Genomic DNA, 18845 nt, shown 5'->3' with positions numbered 1-18845 from the left:
GTGTGATGGCCCAGCCTCGTTTCAGCATCGGGATCGACCTCGGCACCAGCAATTCCGCTCTCGCCTTCTCTGCCCTGGATGGCGACGGCGGCACCGAGATTTTGCCGGTTCCGCAATGGGATGGCGAGACGACCCGGACCGAGGCGGCGACGTTGCCCTCTGCCCTCTATTGGCCGGAAACCCCGCCCGAGGGCGCCGCCCCCGGCTGGATCGTCGGACGGCTGGCCCGGCGCAAGGCGGGCGAGGTGCCGGGACGAGTGGTGCTGTCGGCCAAATCCTGGCTGTGCCACCACGCCGCCGACCGCTCGGCCCGCTTCCTGCCCTGGGGCGGCGACGAGATCGCCATTGCCGACAAGATTTCTCCGGTCGAGGCCTCGGCGCTGATCCTGCGTCATCTGTGGTCGGCCTGGGATGCCCGCTTTGCCGCCCAGGGGCCGGATTATTGCTTCGAGGCCCAGGACATCACTATCACCGTTCCGGCCTCGTTCGACGCGGTGGCGCAACGCCTGACCCTTGACGCCGCCCGCGATGCCGGATTCCCCGAGCGCACCCGCCTGCTCGAAGAACCGCAGGCCGCCTTTGCCTGGTGGCTGGAACAGCGTCACGGCGGCGGCGACATCTGGGCGGCGCTGCCCGATCCCGACAACGCCCGCCACCATGTCCTGGTCGTTGATGTCGGCGGCGGCACCACCGATTTCAGCCTGTTCGAGTTGCGTCGCGACGAGGACGGAAGTGCGCCGCGCATCGTCCGGGTCGCGGTCAGCGACCATATCCTGCTCGGCGGCGACAACATCGACCTTGCCCTGGCCCACCTGATGGAACCGCGCCTGACCCGGGGGCTGGCCCCGCTGTCGGCCGGGCAATGGGATCATCTGGTGTCGTCCTGCCGTGCCCTCAAAGAGCGTGCGTTGAGCGAAGACGGTGCCGCCGACGAGGTCTTTACCCTGTCGGTGCCGGGGCGCGGTTCGGGCCTGATCGGCGGCGCGCTGACCGCCGATTTGACCCGCGCCGATCTCGACGCGCTGCTGTTCGACGGCTTTTTCCCCGCCTGCGGCGCTGACGATGGACCCCAGCGCGCGGCGACCGCGATCAAGGAATGGGGCCTGCCCTACGCCTTTGACGGCGCGGTCACCCGCCATCTTGCCGACTTCCTGCGCGACCGCCCCCGGATCGACGCGGTGTTGTTCAACGGCGGATCGCTGACGCCCCGGCGGCTACGCGCTTTGCTGTGCGAGCGGATCGCGGACTGGCAAGACGGGCAGGCACCCCAGGTGCTGGAGAACGGACAGCTTGACCTTGCGGTAGCCCGCGGTGCCGCTTATTCCGGCTGGCTGCGCCATCGACAGAGCGGCGCGATCGAGGCCGGAGCGGCGCGCGCGGTGTTCATCGAAGCCCATCGCGGTGACGACAGCGATGCCGAGCGCTCGCTGGTCTGCCTGCTGCCCCACGGGGCGGCGGTCGAGCGCGATTTCGAACCATCGGGGCTGGATTTGAGCCTGCGGCTCGACCGGATGGTCAGCTTCCGCGTCCACACCTCGACCCGCCATGACCGGGTCCAACTGGGCGAAATCGTCGCGCTCGATCCCGACCGCTTCCGCGCCCTGCCCCCGCTTGAGACGGTGCTGCGCGCCCCTGACGGCAGCGATGCCGAGACGATTCCGGTCGGTCTGGTCGCCCGCGTCAACGATTTGGGTCTGTTGCAGGTGTCGATCCGCAGCCGCGCCCCCGGTCTGAACCAAGTCTGGCCGCTTGATTTCAATCTGCGCCAGCAGAACCGCCCCGATGCCTCGGGCGACGCCCCGGTTCAGGCCGAAGCCAACGCGCCCTCCGACAAGATCGAGGCCGCCGCCGCCCGCATCCGGACGATGCTGGGCCGCCCCGCCGCCAAGGGCGACAAACTGACCGCGCCCCGGCTGCTGCAAAGCCTGGAACAGATTTTGGGGATGCCGCGCGGCACCTGGAACGCGGTGCTGCTGCGCAGTTTGTGGCCCAGCCTGGACGCCTGCGGTGATCAGATCGGCCTGTCGGTCGAGCATGAAGAAGCGTGGCTGACCCTGGCCGGGTTCCTGCTCCGCCCCGGCTTTGGCGTCGCCCAGGACGAGGCCCGGATCGACGCACTGTGGCGGCGGCGCGAAGTGGGTGCCCGCTTCCCCGGCAAGCGCATCCGGGTCCAGGAACAGATTCTGTGGCGGCGGCTGGCGGGCGGATTGTCGCGCGAGCGGCAAGAGGCGCTGGCCCGCTCCGAGATGGAGCGGATCGTTCAGGCCAAATCCGCCGCCCCCGAACTGATCCGGATGGTCGGCGCGTTCGAACGGCTTGGCCCCGAACTAAAGGCCGATCTGGTCCGCCGCTTCATCGACAGCGCGGCGGCGCTGGCGGCCGAACACAAACATTGCGCCCCCTATCTGGCGGCGCTGGGATCGCTGCTGAACCGCACCCCATTCCATTCCGGCCCCGAGGCGGTGATGCCAGCCGCTTTGGTCGAGCGGGCGTTCGAAGCCCTGCGCGGCTTTGACTGGGCCGACCCTGAACTGGTCGAGGCCCAGACCCTGTTCCTGCGCGCCGGTCGCGCCGTCGCCGACCGCACCATTGACCTTGGCGAATCGCTGCGGTTCAAGATCGCCAACCGGCTGGAGAAATGCGGCATCGCGCCCTCGCGGACGGCACGGCTGAAATCGGTGGTGCCAGTCGAACGCGCCGACCTGATCGGCTATTTCAGCGACGACGTCCCGCCCGGCCTGATCCTGACACCCTAAAGCCCGACCACCGCCTTGACGTCCCGGTCGAGTACGATGTCAGGCCCACTTGCTCCTGGAAGTCTTGCCCCCCACGCGATAGCATTGCCCGTATTGCGATTTTTCTTGGGGGGCAAGATATGACGTCCAGTGATTTCGATGCCGTTCCCTATGTGGGCGAAGCCCATCGTCTGGCTCATATCTCGCACCAGTTCTTCACCGCGACGGCGCTGGGAGGCGCGCCGGTTCCGACCCGAACCGCCCGTGTGCTCGAACTGGGCTGCGCCCGGGGCGACAATCTGGTGGCGATGGCCTCCACCCTGCCCGAGGCCCATTTCTACGGCATCGATTATTCCCCGGTTCAGATCGAACAAGGTCGGGAGATGGTCCGCGCGCTTGGTCTTACCAACGTCGAATTGTCCTGCCAGTCGGTGACCGATTTCGACGGCACGGGTGGGCCGTTCGATTACATCATTGCCCACGGTCTGCTGTCCTGGATACCCGACGACGTGCAAACGGCGGTCCTGGACCTGATCGCCCACCATCTGTCGCCGCGCGGGATCGCCTATATCAGTTACAACACCCTGCCCGGCTGGAACGCCCGCACCACCGTCCGCGATCTGATGCGCTTTCACAGTGCCGGGATCGAGGACCCGATAGAAAAAGTCCACGCCGCCCGCGCCGCGCTCGATTTCGTCGTGTCCAATGCGACCAACCCTGCCCTGCTGACGGTGCTGAAGGATGTCGCCGAGGAAATCCGCGACCAGGAAGATTGGTACATTTTTCACGAGTGGCTGGCCCGCGACAACACCGCCTTCTACTTCGTCGATTTCGTCGCGATGTGCGACCAGTTCGGTCTCGATTACCTGGGCGATTCCGCGATCTCGCTGATGCTGCTCTCCAATTACGGCGAGGTGATCCGGGAAGGCCTCACCCCGATCGGCAATCAGGTCAAGACCGAGCAATATCTCGATTTCTTCGCCAACCGCACCTTCCGCCAATCGCTGATGCGTCGCCGCGACGTCGTCGAACTCCCGAAGCCGGACCTGGCCCAGTTGGTCCAGACCTGCTCCCTGCAATCGCGGCTGACCCGGCAGGACGAGGAAAATGGCCTGCACCGTTTCGCCTTCCCCAACGGCACCGTCGCCCTCCAGACCAACGAGGCGCCGCTGGTCGCGCTGCTCAGCGTACTGACCGGATACTCGCAATTCCTGCTGCCGTTCGAGCGGCTGGTTGAACTGACCGTCCACCACCAAGGCCTGCCCGCCGACACCGCCCGCGCCCTGCTGACCGAACATGCGCTCCGGCTGTTCCTGGCCGGTGCGCTGTGGATCACCCCGGACCAGCCGACCTTTGTTCTCCAGCCGTCCGAGCGTCCGCAGGGCCTTGCCTTCCCCCGCTATCAGGCGCGCAACTCGAAATTCGTGATCAATGCCAATGTCGAGAAAATCCCGCTGACGCCGCCGCTGCGGGCCTTGCTGGTGCTGCTGGACGGCACCCGCACCGCCGCCGACCTGCACGCGATGCTGGTGACCGGGCCTGAGGCCAGCGCTTTCCCCACCACGGCGGCGGTCGAGGAAAGCTTGCGGATTTTGGGACGGATGGCCCTGCTGGAACGCTAGACCGGGCGAATTAAGGGCCTGCACGGATCGGGGTCGATCCGTGCAGGCTGGTCTAAACCCAAGATCAGGGTGCCGAAGCGGCGAACGCCTGATCGAGGTCCCACAGCAGATCGTCGATATCCTCGGTTCCCACCGACAGGCGGACCTGTTCCGGCCGCACCCCGGCAAGGCGCTGTTCGGCCTCGCTCAACTGGCCGTGGGTGACCGTCGCCGGATGAACGATCAGCGATTTGGAATCGCCGACATTGGCGAGGAACGAAAAGATTTTGGTCGATTCGATCAGCCGCTTGGCGCGGTCAAGCCCGCCTTTGACCCCAAAGGTCAGGATCGCCCCGGCTCCCTTGGGCAGGTATTTCTGCGCCAGAGCGTAATAGGGGCTGCTGCGCAGGCCGGGATAGGCCACCCACTCGACGTCGGGCCGGGCTTCCAGCCACTCGGCGATCTTCTGGGTGTTGGCCACTTGTCGTTCCAGCCGCAGCGACAGGGTCTCCAGCCCCTGCAAGAACAGGAAGGCGTTGAACGGACTGAGCGACGCCCCCAGATCGCGCAGGTAATGCAGCCGCAGCTTGATAATAAAGGCGATGTTGCCCGCCCCCGGATAATTGCCCCACTTGTCCCAATGGACGAAACCGGCATAGGCCGGGTCCGGTGTGGTGAAATCGGGGAACTTCCCGTTAGCCCAATTGAAATTGCCGCCATCGACGACCAGCCCGCCGATCGAAGTGCCGTGCCCGCCGATGAACTTGGTCGCCGAATGGACGCTGATATTGGCGCCGTGATCGAACGGTCGGAACAGATAGGGCGTGCCGAAGGTGTTATCGACGATCAGCGGCAGACCGTGCGCTTCGGCGATCCGGGCCACCGCTTCGAAATCGATGACGTTGATGTCGGGATTGCCGATGGTTTCGACGAAAATCGCCCGGGTGCGCTCGGTGATGGCGCGGGCGAAATTGTCGGGATCGGCGGGATCGACCAGAATTGTGCGGATCCCGTGCTTGGGCAGGGTGTTGACGAACAGGTTGAACGACCCGCCATAGAGGGTCTTGGCGGCCACCACTTCGTCACCGGCATGGGTCAGGTTCAGGATCGTCGTCGCGGTGGCGGCCGACCCCGAGGCCAGCGCCAGCGCGCCCGTTCCGCCTTCCAGCGCCGCGATGCGGTTTTCCAGCACCTCGTTGGTCGGGTTGCCGATCCGGCTGTAATCGTAGCCGAATTCCTCGACCGAGCAGACCGCCTTGGCGGTGGCGAAATCCTTGAAGACGAAAGAGGTGGTCTGATAGATCGGCACCGCCCGCGCCCCGGTGGTGGGATCAGCCGACTGACCGGCGTGAAGCTGCTGGGTGGCAAAGCCGTAAGTACGTTCGCTCATGGTTTGTCCTCGTGCTCCGGTCGGGTCAGACGAAATAGTGTTCGGGGTCGATGCGGAAGGATTCGAGCCCTTCATCGACATCGATCCGCAGCGCGCTGTTAAAGACGTTGTTGACGATCATCAGCCCGCCGAACACCGTCAGATCGACGATCTGGGACGGGGTGAATTCCGCCGACAGGCGGGCGAACAGCGCGTCGTCAACCCGGTTAGGATCGCGGGCGAGTTGGTAGGCGTAATCCCACAGCACCTGCTCGCGCGGGGTCAGGTTCAGGGATTCGGGGTCTTCGCCCCAGCCGATGATCGCGCGGCGCATAAAGGTGGTGCACAGCTCACAGGCATTGGCCCGCGAGATCGAGAAGCTGAACAGAACCGCGCCCCGCTCCCCGATAAAGGGGGTGACGCGGGCAAACAGCTCGTACCATTCCAGCACCGCTTTCAAGGCGACCGGCGAATGCAGCAGCACCGCCTTCATGTTGGAAACGGCGTGGCTTTTGATCAGCTCGGCATGGGCGGCGCGGATCTCCTCCGGAGCCGTGGCCGGATCGATCGGAAGAATACGGGACATCGAATGGGTGTCCTTTCGCTCAAAAAGAATGGGGAAACAGCGCGCTCACCGACTGGGCGACGATGTCGGCGAGTTGGTCGAGCCGCGTTTCGGGAATGGTCAGAGGCGGGGCGAGGCAAATGGTGTCGTTGACGATCCGGGTCACCAATCCCCGCTCCAGCATCGCGGCGCGCAAACGGGAGCCCAGCCCGACATCGGCGGCAAACCGGGCCTTGGTGTCGCGGTCGGCCACCAGTTCAACCCCCGCCAGCAGGCCAAGCCCGCGGATATCGCCGACATGAGGATGCGAGGCGAGACGGTCGCGCAGGCGGTCGAGCAAACGCTGGCCCAACAAGGCCGAACGCTCGACCAGCCCCTCTTCGTCGATGATCCGCAAGGTTTGCAACGCGACCCGGCATGACACCGGATGGGCCGAATTGGTCAGACCATGCCACCAACGCCGGTCCGGCTCCGCCTCGTCCAGCACGGTCTTGATCGCCGCCGAGACCCCGATCCCCCCCAATGGCAGATAGCCGCTGGTGATCCCCTTGGCGAATTGGACGATGTCGGGGCGCACCCCCCAATGATCCAGCCCGAACCAGCGGCCGGTGCGGCCGAACCCGGTGATGACCTCGTCGGCGATCAGCAGGATTCCGTACCGGTCGCAAATCTCGCGGACACGGGGGAAGTAGGTGTCGTCGGGAACGATCACCCCGCCGCCGCCGCCAATCACCGGCTCGGCGATAAAGGCCGCGACCGTCTCGGCCCCCAGCGACAGAATCGTCCGCTCCAACGCCTCGGCCGCGTCGCTGCCGCTGGGACCGCGATAGGGATAAGGCGGATCGATATGGACGAATCCGGGCAAGCGGGGACCGAACGGGTCGGAAAATTCGGCAACCCCGGTCGCGCTGGAGGCGCCGATGCTCGACCCGTGATAGGACAGATGACGGGCGATGATCGTCTGCTTGGTCGATTGCCCCACCGCCCGCCAGTACCACCGCGCGGTGCGGATCGAACTGTCGGTGGCGTCGCTGCCGCCCGAGGTGAAGAAAAAGGCCTCGATCCCCTCTGGCGTCAGGCTGGCCAGCCGCTCGGCCAAGGAGATCGCGGCATAATGGGTTGACCCGGCGTAGCTGGTGGCAAACGCCAGGGTGGACATTTGGTCGCTGGCCGCCGCGACAAGCTCGCGCCGACCATGGCCGAGATGGACGTTCCACATCCCGGACAGACCGTCGAGAACCCGATTGCCGTCGATATCGATCAGATCGACACCGTCACCGCCAACCCAGACGATCGGGTCGCGGTGGTCGGAGGGATGATGCTGGGGGTGGAGCAGGTGGAGGCGATCCGCCTCCACCCACCCGGCTTTATCGTACAGCCGCCGACCCACCCCGGAGGGGATGGAATCGATCGTCATTCCGCCGCTTCCACCGATTGATTGAGGTCGGCCTGGATAATGCCCAGGACCTCGGGCGACGATTGACGCAGCCGCAGGAAATGGGCGACGCCCAATCCGAGCAGAACCAGGAACACATAGGGCAGCAGGTTCAGCGGGAAGGCGGGCACCGGATAGAGCGCGCCCACCAGCGGCACCAGCAGCAACAGAACCGAAGCCACCGACACCGCGATATTATGCGGCTTCAATTCGCCGCGACGGCGCAGATAGACCGGGGCGCCGACCGACACCAGGATGTAGGACACCAGGAAGCCGAAGGTGGCGATGGTTCCCAGATAGGCAAAGGAATCCAGCAGGCCGATTCCCAGCACGGTCAGCGGCAGCGACAGAACCAGCACCACCCCGGCGGAAATCGCGATGGCGATATAGGGGGTGGCGTGGATTTCGTGGGCGTCACCCGCCTTGCCGTGGACGATGCCGTGCCGGGACAGCAGGAAGATCACCCGCGCGGCGGCGTTGATGCTGGCCAGGGCCGAGGCGAAAAAGCTGGCCGACACCCCGGCAGCAATCACCGGGCCGAGCGCGCCCAGCCCAACCGATTGGGCCAGAACCGACAGCGGTGCATCCGTCTTATCCAGACTGGTCGCGGCCCCCTGGAACGCGGCAACCAGGATATAGGAGGCAACGACGAAGAAGATGCCGGTTGACAGCACGGTGACAATCACCGAGCGGGGAATCACCCGCAGCGGGGCCTTGGCCTCATGCCCCAGCACCGTGGCACTTTCAAAGCCGACGAAGCTGAAAAAGGCCAGCACCAGACCGAGCAGGAAATTATCGCGCGACACTCCGTCCAGCGAGAGTTGGGCGGCATCGACGACATGGTCGGCGCGCAGCAGATAGACCGCCAGCACGACCAGAATCGCCCCGATCGTCACCGCCTCCAGGGTCAGGGACAGCCGGGTCGACAGTTTGATGCTGCGCCAGGCGACAATAAAGGCAAGGCTGATCGCCAGCAGCGACAACAGCACCGCCCCCACCGTGTCGGGCGGAACGCCGAATAAAGCCTGAAGCACGACCTGGGCGTAATTGACCGACCCGGCGATCACCGCACCGGCGGTAAACAGATAGGCGATCACCAAGCCCCAGCCGGTGACGCTGCCCCACAGCGGCCCGAGCCCCTGGCCGACAAAGGCGTACAACGCCCCGGGCGACGCCGATCGACTGGCGAAGACGTTGACGTTGAGCGACAGCAGCAGCAGGGCGAAGGTGGCAAACAGATAAGCCAGCCAGGTTCCGTTGCCTGCGATGGCAAAGACTCCCAGAACAACAAAGGCAGGCGTTCCCGAGGGGGCGATGGTGCCGACCGCCTGGGCCACAACATCGGTAAAGGACAAGTGGTCACGCCGCAGGGAGCCCCTGGGCGCGTGAAAGGACGAACTCATGGTTCCGATCTCCCGTGGATAAAGCCGGTCTGACGGGGAAATGGCCGTGTTGCGGCCACGGCGGCAGCTAGAGAGCCACCGCCTCCGTACAAGGATCAGCAGCCCCGGCCACGGCGGGGAGATAGAGGGCGAAGCCGGCAAAACCGACGACGTCTCCCCAGGGGATCAGAACGGACACCATGCGACCATTGCATCCTTTGCAACAATGGTCAGTTTATATATCTAGTAGATTATAAGAGTCAACCAGCCGAAACGATCCACGTCGCTTGGCGTCTCCTACCGCCCCTTGCCCTTGCGCCGCCCCCGGCTTTGGGTCTGGGGTGCTCGCGGCGGGGCAGCCCCACCCGGTACGGGAAGCTCCAACTCGGCGGCGGCAAGGCGGCGCAATTCGTCGCGCAGCCGGGCGGCGGTTTCAAATTCAAGGTCGGCCGCCGCCGCCTTCATCCGCTTTTCCAGATCGGCGCGGATTTGCGCCAACGATTTTCCGACGGCATGGCCCAGACCGGACTCGCCGGTCGAGACGGTGACGTAATCCTGTTCGGGCACGCTGTGAATCACATCGGTAATCGATTTGCGGATGCTTTCCGGGGTGATGCCGTGGGCGACGTTATAAGCCTGCTGCTTCTCGCGCCGCCGGTTGGTCTCGGAAATCGCGTAATCAAGGCTGGCGGTAATCTTGTCGGCATAGAGGATCACCCGGCCTTCGACATTGCGGGCGGCGCGGCCGATCGTCTGGACCAGCGAGGTCTTCGAGCGGAGGAACCCTTCCTTGTCGGCATCAAGAATCGCGACCAGGGCACATTCGGGGATATCCAGCCCTTCCCGCAGCAGATTGATTCCGACCAGCACGTCAAACGCCCCCAGCCGCAGATCGCGGATGATCTCGATCCGCTCCAGCGTGTCGATATCGGAATGGAGATAGCGCACCCGCACCCCGTTATCGTGAAGGTACTCGGTCAGATCCTCGGACATCTTCTTGGTCAGGGTGGTGACCAGGATACGGAATCCCTTGGCCGCGACCTCGCGGCACTCGCCCAGCAGATCGTCGACCTGATGCTCGACCGGACGGACGATGCAGACCGGATCGATCAGCCCGGTGGGGCGAATCACCTGTTCGACGAACACGCCCTGGGTCCGCTCCATCTCCCACGGGCCGGGGGTGGCCGAGACATAGACCGTCTGCGGCCGCATCTCTTCCCATTCCTCGAATTTCAGCGGCCGGTTATCGATGCAGGACGGCAGGCGGAAGCCGAATTCGGCCAGCACGCTCTTGCGCTGATAGTCGCCCCGGTACATCCCGCCGATCTGCGGCACGGTGACGTGGCTTTCATCGACGATCAGCAGCGCGTCCAGCGGCAGATATTCGAACAGGGTCGGCGGCGGCTCGCCCGGATTGCGTCCGGTCAGATAGCGGGAATAATTCTCGATGCTTTTGCAGTGGCCGGTCGCTTCCATCATCTCGATGTCGAAGGTCGTGCGCTGTTCCAGCCGCTGCGCCTCGAGCAACTTGCCCTCTGCGTTGAAGCGATCGAGCGTCTGTTTCAGCTCGACCTTGATCCCCTTAACCGCCTGGGTGATCGTCGGACGCGGCGTGACATAGTGGCTGGAGGGATAGACCGTCACCTCGGACAGGCCGCAGGTCCGTTCGCCGGTCAGCGGATCGAATTCGTGGATCGTCTCGATCTCGTCGCCGAACATCGACAGCCGCCAGGCGCGATCCTCGTAATGGACCGGAAAAATCTCGACCGCATCGCCGCGCACGCGGAAGGTGCCGCGCTCGAAGGCGGCGTCGTTGCGGGTATATTGCAGTTCGACCAACCGACGCAGCAATTCGGTGCGGTCGATTGATTCGCCAGCCTTCAGAGCAATCGTCATCCGCGCATAGGATTCGACCGCGCCGATGCCATAGATGCATGACACCGAGGCGACCAGCACCACATCGCGCCGTTCCAGCAAGGCGCGGGTGGCGGAATGGCGCATCCGGTCGATCTCTTCGTTGATCGCCGAATCCTTCTCGATATAGGTGTCGGTGCGGGGGATATAGGCTTCGGGCTGGTAATAATCGTAATAGGAGACGAAATACTCGACCGCGTTGTTGGGGAAGAACCCCTTCATCTCGGCGTAAAGCTGGGCGGCCAGCGTCTTGTTGGGGGCCAGCACCAGGGTCGGGCGGCGGGTCGCCGCGATCACCTGAGCCATCGTGAAGGTCTTGCCCGAGCCGGTGACGCCCAGCAGAACCTGATCGCGCTCGCCCTCGATCACGCCTTTACTAAGCGCTTCGATCGCCTGGGGCTGATCGCCAGCGGGCTGGTAATCGGAAACGATTTCGAACATCGCCTCGCCTTCGGGCAAGGGCGGGCGTTCGATGATATCGACGAGGGGACGGATCATGACGAGACGATAACTCCGCCGAGCTTTACCGAATCTTAAAGGCACTGGAGCGAAAGTGCAGAATACGGTTCGGAGGGGGAAATGGTGTCCCCGCCGACGGTCGAAAGGTCGGACGATGTACGATAAGCTCGACATTTTCAAGGCGACCAAGGCCCAGATGGACTGGCTGGCCCAGCGTCAGGAAGTGTTGGCGGAAAATATCGCCAACGCCAATACGCCGCGCTATCTGCCCAAGGACCTGAAGCCGCTGTCGTTCAAAGAGGTTTTGTCCGATAGCCAGACCCCGACCGTCACCGCTGTCGCGACCAATGCCGCCCATATCGTGCCGGAAATGGGCATCGATCCGTTCAAATCGGTGACCCAGCGCAAGACCTATGAATCGACCCCCGACGGTAATGCCGTGATTCTGGAAGAGCAGATGGCCAAGGTCGGTGAAGCGGGCAGTTCGTACAACGCCGCCGCCTCGCTGTTCCAGAAATACCAGAAAATGATCCTGAGCGCGCTGGGGCAGCGCTAGCCTTCCATCATGGGACGCGTGAATCATGGATGAACTGAGCAAAAGCACCCAGATCGCCATCTCCGGTATGAAAGTGCAGTCGCAGCGGCTGCGCGTGATCTCGGAGAACATGGCGAACGTGGATTCGACCGCCCAGTCTCCCGAAGGCTTGCCCTATCGGCGCAAGGTCGTCACCTTCAAGAATGAACTCGACCGCTCGACCGGCATCAACAAGGTCAAGGTCGACAAGGTCCAGGGCGATACCTCGGACTTTCAGCGCCGTTACGACCCCAAGCACCCCGCCGCCGACCGCGAGGGCTATGTGCTGACCCCCAACGTCAACCCGCTGATCGAAATGATGGACATGCGCGAGGCCCAGCGCAGCTATGAGGCCAACATGAACGTCATCAACACCTCGCGCACGCTGCTGTCGCGCACGGTCGAAATGCTCCGCTAGCGCCGATCACCTTAGGATATCCCGGCCATGACCTCCTCGATCACCAACGCCATCTCCGCCTACCGCACCGCCGCCGATCCGTTGGCAGCCCTGGGTGGGAGCAGCAGCAGCAGTGAAACCAGCGCGACCGATGCCGGGACCGGCACCGACTTCGCCAGCGTCCTGAAAGACGCCGCCAAGGTGGCGATCGGCGGGGCGAAAGAGGCCGAGCGCGCCTCGCTGTCGGCGGTGGCGGGCAAGGCCGATATCCGCGAAGTGGTCGCCGCCGTCGCCAATACCGAGCTGACCTTGAACACCGTCGTCAACATCCGCGACAAGGTCATCAACGCCTATACCGAAATTCTGCGTATGCCGATTTAAAGGTCCGCCGATATGACCGAGGCGGAACTGATTGATGTCGCGCGCGAGGCGGTGGTGGTCACCCTGGTGGTTTCCGCACCTAGTCTGCTGACCGCGCTGGCCGTTGGACTGGTCATTTCGATCTTCCAGACCCTGACCCAGATTCAGGAACAGACCCTGACCTTCGTGCCAAAGCTGATGCTGGTCTTCGCCTCTCTGGTGCTGTTCCTGCCGTTCATCCTGGGGCAGTTGACCGAATTCTGGAAGCACACGATGGACAGGGTGATCGCTGGCGGCGGATGATCCCGCCGTGCTGACCGAACTGCTCCAACTCGACGTCTATCGCTTTTTCCTGATCTTCGCCCGCATCGGCGCGGCAATGTTCATGCTGCCCGGATTGGGCGGGCAATTGGTCAGCACCCGCATTCGCCTGCTGCTGTCGCTGTCGATCTCGTTCCTGATGCTGCCGACGCTGGGGCCGCTCCTACCCGCAACCCCGCCAACGCCGGGATCGATGCTGGCGCTGTTGGGCGGCGAAGTGATGATCGGCGTGTTCATCGGTAGCGTGGTGACCTTTGTGATGGGCACACTCAATCTAGCCGGGTCGATGATCGGCTATATGACCGGACTGACCAACGCCTTTTCGTTCGACCCGATCGCCCAGCAGCAAAGCCAGTTGCTGACCGGCTTTCTCACCAATATCGGGATGCTGGCGGTGTTTTCGACCGATCTGCACCATTTGATGTTCCGGGCGGTGATCGAATCCTATGACCTGTTCCAGCCGGGACGAACGCTGCCGCTCGGTGACTTTTCCGAAACGCTGTCCCATCTGCTGACCGAGACGTTCCGGATCGGGCTGCAATTCTCGGCCCCGCTGGTGGTCTTCGGGCTGGTGTTCTATACCGGCCTCGGGCTGCTGTCGCGGCTGGTGCCGCAGATGCAGGTGTTCTTTGTCGCGATGCCGATTCAGTTGCTGATCGGGATGGCGGTGTTCATGGCCAGCCTGTCAACAGTGATCGCCCTGTTCCTGCGGCTGTTCGAGAATACCCTGATCCCCTACCTTCCGCCGGGGTGACGCGATGGCCGAAGAGTCAGAAGACAAATCCGAGCAACCAACAGACCGAAAACTCGACAATGCCCGCAAGGAAGGTCAGGTCGCGACCTCGATCGAAGTCCGCACCTGGGCCGGGCTGATGGGAACGCTGGTGGTGGTGGCGCTGATGGTGTCGCCGCTGGCCCGCGACCTCAACACCTTGCTGCTACCGTTCATCGAACGCCCCCACGCCTTCGACATGAGCCCGGGCGGAATCGGCCGCACCCTGACCGACCTCACCTTCAAGACCTTGCTGTTGCTGCTGATTCCGTTGGCGCTGATGCTGATCCTTGGCGTCACCTCGGTGGTGGCCCAGAACGGGCTGATGTTCGTGCCCAAGCGGATCATGCCCGATTTCAACAAGATCAACCCGATGAAGGGCGTGGCGAAGCTGGTCTCGATGAACAATCTGGTCGAGTTCCTGAAATCGCTGTTCAAGGTCGCCACGGTCGGGATCGTAGTGTTCCTGGTGCTGCGCGGACGGCTTGACGAATATGTCGGGCTGGCGGCGCTGGACCTGACGACGATTCTGGAATACCTGCGCAGCCAGGTTCTCCACATGATGATCATCGCGATGTTGATGGTAACCGCGATGGCCGCCGCCGACTGGGCCTATCAGCGCTGGACCTTCACCCAGAAGATGAAAATGTCCAAGCAGGAGGTCAAGGACGAGCACAAGCAGACCGAAGGCGACCCGATGATCAAGGGCCGCCTGCGCAATCTGCGGATGCAGCGGGCGCGCTCGCGGATGATGACCGCGGTTCCCACCGCCGACGTCGTGGTGACCAACCCGACCCACTATGCCGTCGCGCTGAAATACGACATGGAAACGATGGGTGCCCCCCGGCTGGTGGCGAAGGGTGCCGACCTGATCGCCAAGCGAATCCGCGAACTGGCCGAGGAGCACGAGGTTCCGCTGGTCGAAAACCCGCCGCTGGCCCGCGCCTTGTTCGCCACCGTCGAGATTGACGCGGAAATCCCACCCGAGCATTACAAAGCGGTGGCCGAAGTGATCGGCTATGTCATGAAGCTGAAGGGCCGCCTTGCGCACTGACGATGCCCCCACGCCCCCACCGTCCGCCCCGCCCACGCCATCGCGGCTGGCGGCATGGTGGTCGCGGCTGACCCGTCGCCGTCCCGCCCCGGCCCGGCTTGCCGCCGCTCTGGCCGCCGCCTTGGAAGACGACAGCCGCGCCGTGCTGGTGGTGGGCAGCGATGGCGCCGAGCTGTTCCGCAACCGCGCCGGCCGCCGTCTGATGGGACCGGCGGCCGATCCGCTGGCGACGCTCCGGACCCGGACCGAGGGCGACGAGCGCGCCACCGCCGGGATCGAGCGGCTGGAGATCGCCTCTCGGCTGGGTGCGCCGCGCCGGGCGGAGATCGGGTTATCCCTGCCCGGCGGCGGACGGGAATGGCTGGCGCTGGAGGTCAAGCCGGGGTCCAGTCCCGGTATGCTGATCTGGACCGCCGAGGATGTCAGCGGGCGCCGCGCGATCGTCGAGACGCTGCGGCGCGAGAACGAATTGTTGTCCGACTTCGTCGATTACCTCCCGGTGGGATGCTATTCGGCCGATGCGAACGGGACCGTCCGTTATGTCAATCAACGGCTGACCGACTGGCTGGGTCGCACCGGCGAGGAACTGGTCGGCCGCACCCTCGAAGAGTTGCTCGGCACCGTCCCCAACCCCGAGGAAGAGCGGGCGGAACTGCGCTTCAAGGGGCGCAGCGGCGAAGTGTTCCAGGGGCTGGTCGCTCATTCGGTGTTCGACGAAGGCGGCGAGATGTTCACCCGCTCGGTGGTGGTGCGCGACCCGCTGCCGGAACAGCATCTGGAACGCGCGGTCCGCGCCGCCGAACGCCGCTTCCGCTGGCTGTTTGACGATGCCCCGGTGGGGATCGCCCTGGTCGAGCCCGACGGCACCCTGTCGGGCTGTAATCTGGCGCTTCAGGCGATGCTGGGAATCGACCGTGACGACATCATCGGCCGCACCGTCTCCGGGCTGATCGCCGAGGACAGCCGCGCCGGGGCGGTCGAGCAATTGGGACGGGTGATGCAGGGATCGTTGCCCGGCACTCATCTCGACGTCCGGCTGGCGGGCAAGCGTGCGCCCATCGCCCAATTGTTCGTCAGCCCATCCCACGAGGATGGCGACATCACCGGGCTGGTGATTCATTTCATCGACGCCACCGAGCAACGCAACCTTGAATTGCAATTCGCCCAAAGCCAGAAGATGCAGGCGATGGGGCAATTGGCCGGTGGGGTCGCCCACGATTTCAATAATCTCCTGACGGCGATGATCGGCTTTTGCGATCTTTTGTTGCAACGCCACGGCGTCGGCGATCCCAGCTTTGCCGACATCATGCAGGTCAAACAGAACGCCAACCGCGCCGCCGCCCTGGTGCGTCAGTTGCTGGCTTTTTCGCGCCGTCAGGCGTTGCAGCCGCGACGGCTGGCGGTCACCGACGCCCTGGCCGAACTCTCGACACTGCTGCGCCGCCTGCTGGGCGAGACGATCGAGCTGAAGATGGTCCACGGCCGCGCCCTCGGTCTGGTGCGGGTCGATCCCGGCCAGTTCGATCAGGTCATCATCAATCTGGCGGTCAATGCCCGCGATGCGATGCCGGGCGGCGGGACCCTGACCATCCGCACCAATGCGGTTCATGTCGATCAGGCGGTCCAGCGTGGACCGGAACTGATGCCGCCGGGCGATTACGTGCTGATCGAGATCGCCGACACCGGCACCGGGATCGGCCGCGACACCCTGCCCCGCATCTTCGAACCGTTCTTTTCGACCAAGGAAATCGGGGCGGGCACCGGACTCGGGCTATCGACGGTCTATGGCATCGTGCGCCAGACCGACGGCTTCGTCTTCGTCGATAGCGAGCCGGGCCAGGGCGCAACCTTCTCGATCTATCTGCCCCGGATCGAAGGCGACCCGGTGGGCGGCGCGGTCGATCCCCGCCGCAGCGCGACCGCCGAAGAGGCGCAATCGACCACCGATCTGACCGGCAGCGGCACCATCTTGCTGGTCGAGGACGAGGACGCGGTGCGCCTGTTCGGAGCGCGGGCGCTGCGCAACAAGGGCTATACCGTGATCGAGGCCCGCTCGGGCGAGCAGGCAACCGAGGTGTTGCGCGGTCCAGAGCGGATCGACCTGCTGATCTCGGACGTGGTGATGCCGGGGATGGATGGTGTTACCCTGGCCGGGCTGGTGCGGACCGAGCGGCCCCAGGTGCGGGTGATCCTGATTTCCGGCTATTCCGAGGATGTCGCCCGCGACGGAATCGGTCCGGATGCCGGGTTTGCCTTCCTGCCCAAACCGTTCTCGCTGGCCCAACTGGCCGGAGCGGTCAAGCGTGCCTTGGCCGACCGCAATACCGAAAGGTAATAAAAAGCCCGGTCAGCCGGTTGACGAATTGTGGCGGCAACCACATCATGAGTATGTTCCCTTGTATCGTCCGTCGGGGAACCGCGGGCTGTCGACAGGGGCACCCTCGATCTGTGGCGAGTGCAAGTGGATGAACCCATGACGAATGATCGCAAGTTGTTCACCGCCGAGATCAAGAAGCTCCAGCAGCGCGGCGATCCTGCCCTTTCGCCTCACTCCAGCGAGGTGATGAAGGCGATCCGGGATCTGAAGGACGATTTGAAGGGATTGGAAGCCCTGATCCGTCATGGCGAGCTTCCGGTCAGCACCGCCGCCGCGATCATCGAGGATACGATCCCGCAGAAGGCCGCCGAAGTCTCGATGCTGAAGACCGAGCTGCGCGCGCTTGCCGTCTGCATCGAACATACCAAGGCCGAGATCGCCGCCCTCAAGCCCAAGGATGCCGACGAAGACCGCCTGATTTCGGTAACCTTCGAACTCGACGCGATCGTTTCCTCGACCGAACGGGCCACCGAACAGATTCTCGAAGCCTCGGAGCGGATCGAAGCGATCGGCCGCGAGATTCAGGCCCACGCCACCGATTCCTATGTCAGCCGTCTGGTCGAGGATATCAGCGAGACAATCGGCACCATCTTCGAAGCCTGCAACTTTCAGGATATTACCGGCCAGCGGATCACCAAGGTCGTCAAAACCCTGAAATATGTCGAGGCCCGGATCAACGCGATGATCGATATTTGGGGTCCGGACAATATCGCCGACGTCTCCCCCAAGATTATCGAAGAACATCGCGACGACGATTCCAAGTTGCTGAATGGTCCTCAGCTGGAAAACAAGGGCATTTCCCAAGACGAAATCGACAAATTGTTCGGTTAAGAGTCCGATCAGCCCCTCCATCCGGACCCGTCCACCCCGCGCTCGGCTTCGGCCTCGTGCCCGGCGCGCCGCACGCCCCTCTCCTCCTTTAAGGGGCGTCCCGGCACAATCCCTCCTCTGCCCATTTTCGCCCCGTGACAGCGGCGTCCGCCCGGTTTATGGTGCGCGCCGCGCCAGACGGCTGGACGGCCGCTCTTCGGGCTTTGCCCGGAGGGAGGAAAGTCCGGGCTCCACGGAAACACGGTGCCGGATAACGTCCGGCGGGGGCGACCCCAGGGAAAGTGCCACAGAAAGTAAACCGCCCGTCCCCCGATTTTTCGGGCGTCAGGTAAGGGTGAAAGGGTGCGGTAAGAGCGCACCGCGCCCCCGGTAACGGGGGTGGCAGGGCAAACCCCACCGGGAGCAAGACCAAATAGGGGCGGCACCCGTCCTTCCTCGGAAGGACGAAGCGCGTTTCCGCGCCGCCGCCCGGGTCGGTCGCGAGAGGCGTCCGGTAACGGGCGTCCCAGAGGAATGGCCGTCCACCCCCGGCACCATGGGAAACCATGGGATGGGGCGGACAGAACCCGGCTTACAGGCCGTCTGGCGCGCAAACCTCCTCTGTTTCGCCACCATGATAAAACCGCAATCGGGGAGCGGTTTGACCGGCTTTGATCCGGTGTTCCCCCTACTTTTTCCTGGCCCGTTACCCCTCCCAAA

The 18845-nt window shown here is 64.1% G+C and carries 15 protein-coding genes and 1 other RNA gene; 11 read left to right on the top strand and 5 right to left on the bottom strand.

From position 1 onward, the window contains the following. Window positions 1-5 precede the first annotated feature (5 nt). Both K678_RS02840 and K678_RS17530 read left to right on the top strand, forming a co-directional pair. The gene (locus K678_RS02840; protein ID WP_021130951.1) at window positions 6-2756 is read left to right on the top strand and encodes a hsp70 family protein; all 2751 of its coding nucleotides are present in this window, start codon (window positions 6-8) and stop codon (window positions 2754-2756) included. A 119-nt stretch (window positions 2757-2875) separates the two neighbouring features. Then, a complete protein-coding gene (locus K678_RS17530; RefSeq protein WP_021130950.1) occupies window positions 2876-4357 on the top strand; it encodes a methyltransferase regulatory domain-containing protein in 1482 nt (493 codons plus the stop codon). Between the two features lie 64 nt (window positions 4358-4421). Here K678_RS17530 and K678_RS02830 read toward each other — a convergent pair whose 3' ends face one another. From K678_RS02830 to uvrB, 5 genes are all read right to left on the bottom strand, one after another. After that, window positions 4422-5726, bottom strand: coding sequence for an O-acetylhomoserine aminocarboxypropyltransferase/cysteine synthase family protein (locus K678_RS02830; protein ID WP_021130949.1), 1305 nt, complete (start codon window positions 5724-5726; stop codon window positions 4422-4424). Window positions 5727-5751: 25 nt separating this feature from the next. Continuing rightward, the gene (locus K678_RS02825; protein WP_021130948.1) at window positions 5752-6291 is read right to left on the bottom strand and encodes a carboxymuconolactone decarboxylase family protein; all 540 of its coding nucleotides are present in this window, start codon (window positions 6289-6291) and stop codon (window positions 5752-5754) included. A gap of 19 nt (window positions 6292-6310) precedes the next feature. Continuing rightward, window positions 6311-7687, bottom strand: coding sequence for an aminotransferase family protein (locus tag K678_RS02820; RefSeq protein WP_021130947.1), 1377 nt, complete (start codon window positions 7685-7687; stop codon window positions 6311-6313). After that, window positions 7684-9108 carry an APC family permease gene (locus tag K678_RS02815; protein ID WP_039851909.1) on the bottom strand — a complete coding sequence of 475 codons (1425 nt, stop codon included), beginning with the start codon at window positions 9106-9108 and terminating at the stop codon, window positions 7684-7686. The genes K678_RS02820 and K678_RS02815 overlap by 4 nt, the downstream gene beginning before the upstream one ends. A 276-nt stretch (window positions 9109-9384) precedes the next feature. Then, window positions 9385-11499, bottom strand: a complete 2115-nt coding sequence (uvrB, locus tag K678_RS02810; RefSeq protein WP_021130945.1) for an excinuclease ABC subunit UvrB — start codon at window positions 11497-11499, stop codon at window positions 9385-9387. Between the two features lie 115 nt (window positions 11500-11614). Here uvrB and flgB point away from each other — a divergent pair, with 115 nt between their 5' ends. The 9 genes from flgB to rnpB all read left to right on the top strand — a co-directional run bounded on the left by flgB (window position 11615) and on the right by rnpB (window position 18736). Further along, window positions 11615-12016 carry a flagellar basal body rod protein FlgB gene (gene flgB, locus K678_RS02805; protein WP_021130944.1) on the top strand — a complete coding sequence of 134 codons (402 nt, stop codon included), beginning with the start codon at window positions 11615-11617 and terminating at the stop codon, window positions 12014-12016. Between the two features lie 25 nt (window positions 12017-12041). Further along, window positions 12042-12452 (top strand): flagellar basal body rod protein FlgC, encoded by a 411-nt coding sequence (flgC, locus tag K678_RS02800; protein ID WP_021130943.1) that lies wholly within the window; start codon window positions 12042-12044, stop codon window positions 12450-12452. Window positions 12453-12479: 27 nt separating this feature from the next. Continuing rightward, window positions 12480-12812, top strand: coding sequence for a flagellar hook-basal body complex protein FliE (locus K678_RS02795; protein ID WP_021130942.1), 333 nt, complete (start codon window positions 12480-12482; stop codon window positions 12810-12812). Between the two features lie 12 nt (window positions 12813-12824). Then, the gene (gene fliQ, locus K678_RS02790; RefSeq protein WP_021130941.1) at window positions 12825-13094 is read left to right on the top strand and encodes a flagellar biosynthesis protein FliQ; all 270 of its coding nucleotides are present in this window, start codon (window positions 12825-12827) and stop codon (window positions 13092-13094) included. Between the two features lie 7 nt (window positions 13095-13101). Continuing rightward, entirely contained in the window at window positions 13102-13866 is a 765-nt protein-coding gene (fliR, locus tag K678_RS02785) for a flagellar biosynthetic protein FliR (protein ID WP_021130940.1), read from the top strand. A 4-nt stretch (window positions 13867-13870) separates the two neighbouring features. Continuing rightward, a complete protein-coding gene (gene flhB, locus K678_RS02780; RefSeq protein ID WP_021130939.1) occupies window positions 13871-14938 on the top strand; it encodes a flagellar biosynthesis protein FlhB in 1068 nt (355 codons plus the stop codon). Then, a complete protein-coding gene (locus K678_RS02775) occupies window positions 14928-17273 on the top strand; it encodes a hybrid sensor histidine kinase/response regulator (RefSeq protein WP_021130938.1) in 2346 nt (781 codons plus the stop codon). Before flhB ends, K678_RS02775 begins: the two co-directional genes overlap by 11 nt. 138 nt (window positions 17274-17411) lie before the next feature. Then, window positions 17412-18146 carry a protein phosphatase CheZ gene (locus K678_RS02770; RefSeq protein WP_021130937.1) on the top strand — a complete coding sequence of 245 codons (735 nt, stop codon included), beginning with the start codon at window positions 17412-17414 and terminating at the stop codon, window positions 18144-18146. Between the two features lie 173 nt (window positions 18147-18319). Next, window positions 18320-18736, top strand: an RNA gene (gene rnpB / locus K678_RS17545) — RNase P RNA component class A. The last annotated feature ends 109 nt before the right edge of the window (window positions 18737-18845 follow it).

Source organism: Magnetospirillum fulvum MGU-K5 (assembly GCF_000442515.1).
In the GTDB taxonomy this organism is placed as follows: Bacteria; Pseudomonadota; Alphaproteobacteria; order Rhodospirillales; family Magnetospirillaceae; genus Phaeospirillum; species Phaeospirillum fulvum_B.
The sequence above is the reverse complement of the archived record's forward strand: the minus strand, read 5'-3'. Positions and strand labels throughout refer to the sequence as shown.

Bases quoted from the DNA above. Each gene is read 5' to 3' on its own strand.
- flgB (WP_021130944.1), top strand. From the start codon at position 11,615: ATGTACGATAAGCTCGACATTTTCAAGGCGACCAAGGCCCAGATGGAC.
- K678_RS17530 (WP_021130950.1), top strand. From the start codon at position 2,876: ATGACGTCCAGTGATTTCGATGCCGTTCCCTATGTGGGCGAAGCCCAT.
- K678_RS02840 (WP_021130951.1), top strand. From the start codon at position 6: ATGGCCCAGCCTCGTTTCAGCATCGGGATCGACCTCGGCACCAGCAAT.
- K678_RS02795 (WP_021130942.1), top strand. From the start codon at position 12,480: ATGACCTCCTCGATCACCAACGCCATCTCCGCCTACCGCACCGCCGCC.
- K678_RS02830 (WP_021130949.1), bottom strand. From the start codon at position 5,726: ATGAGCGAACGTACTTACGGCTTTGCCACCCAGCAGCTTCACGCCGGT.
- flhB (WP_021130939.1), top strand. From the start codon at position 13,871: ATGGCCGAAGAGTCAGAAGACAAATCCGAGCAACCAACAGACCGAAAA.
- fliQ (WP_021130941.1), top strand. From the start codon at position 12,825: ATGACCGAGGCGGAACTGATTGATGTCGCGCGCGAGGCGGTGGTGGTC.
- flgC (WP_021130943.1), top strand. From the start codon at position 12,042: ATGGATGAACTGAGCAAAAGCACCCAGATCGCCATCTCCGGTATGAAA.
- K678_RS02770 (WP_021130937.1), top strand. From the start codon at position 17,412: ATGACGAATGATCGCAAGTTGTTCACCGCCGAGATCAAGAAGCTCCAG.
- K678_RS02825 (WP_021130948.1), bottom strand. From the start codon at position 6,291: ATGTCCCGTATTCTTCCGATCGATCCGGCCACGGCTCCGGAGGAGATC.
- uvrB (WP_021130945.1), bottom strand. From the start codon at position 11,499: ATGATCCGTCCCCTCGTCGATATCATCGAACGCCCGCCCTTGCCCGAA.
- K678_RS02820 (WP_021130947.1), bottom strand. From the start codon at position 7,687: ATGACGATCGATTCCATCCCCTCCGGGGTGGGTCGGCGGCTGTACGAT.
- K678_RS02815 (WP_039851909.1), bottom strand. From the start codon at position 9,108: ATGAGTTCGTCCTTTCACGCGCCCAGGGGCTCCCTGCGGCGTGACCAC.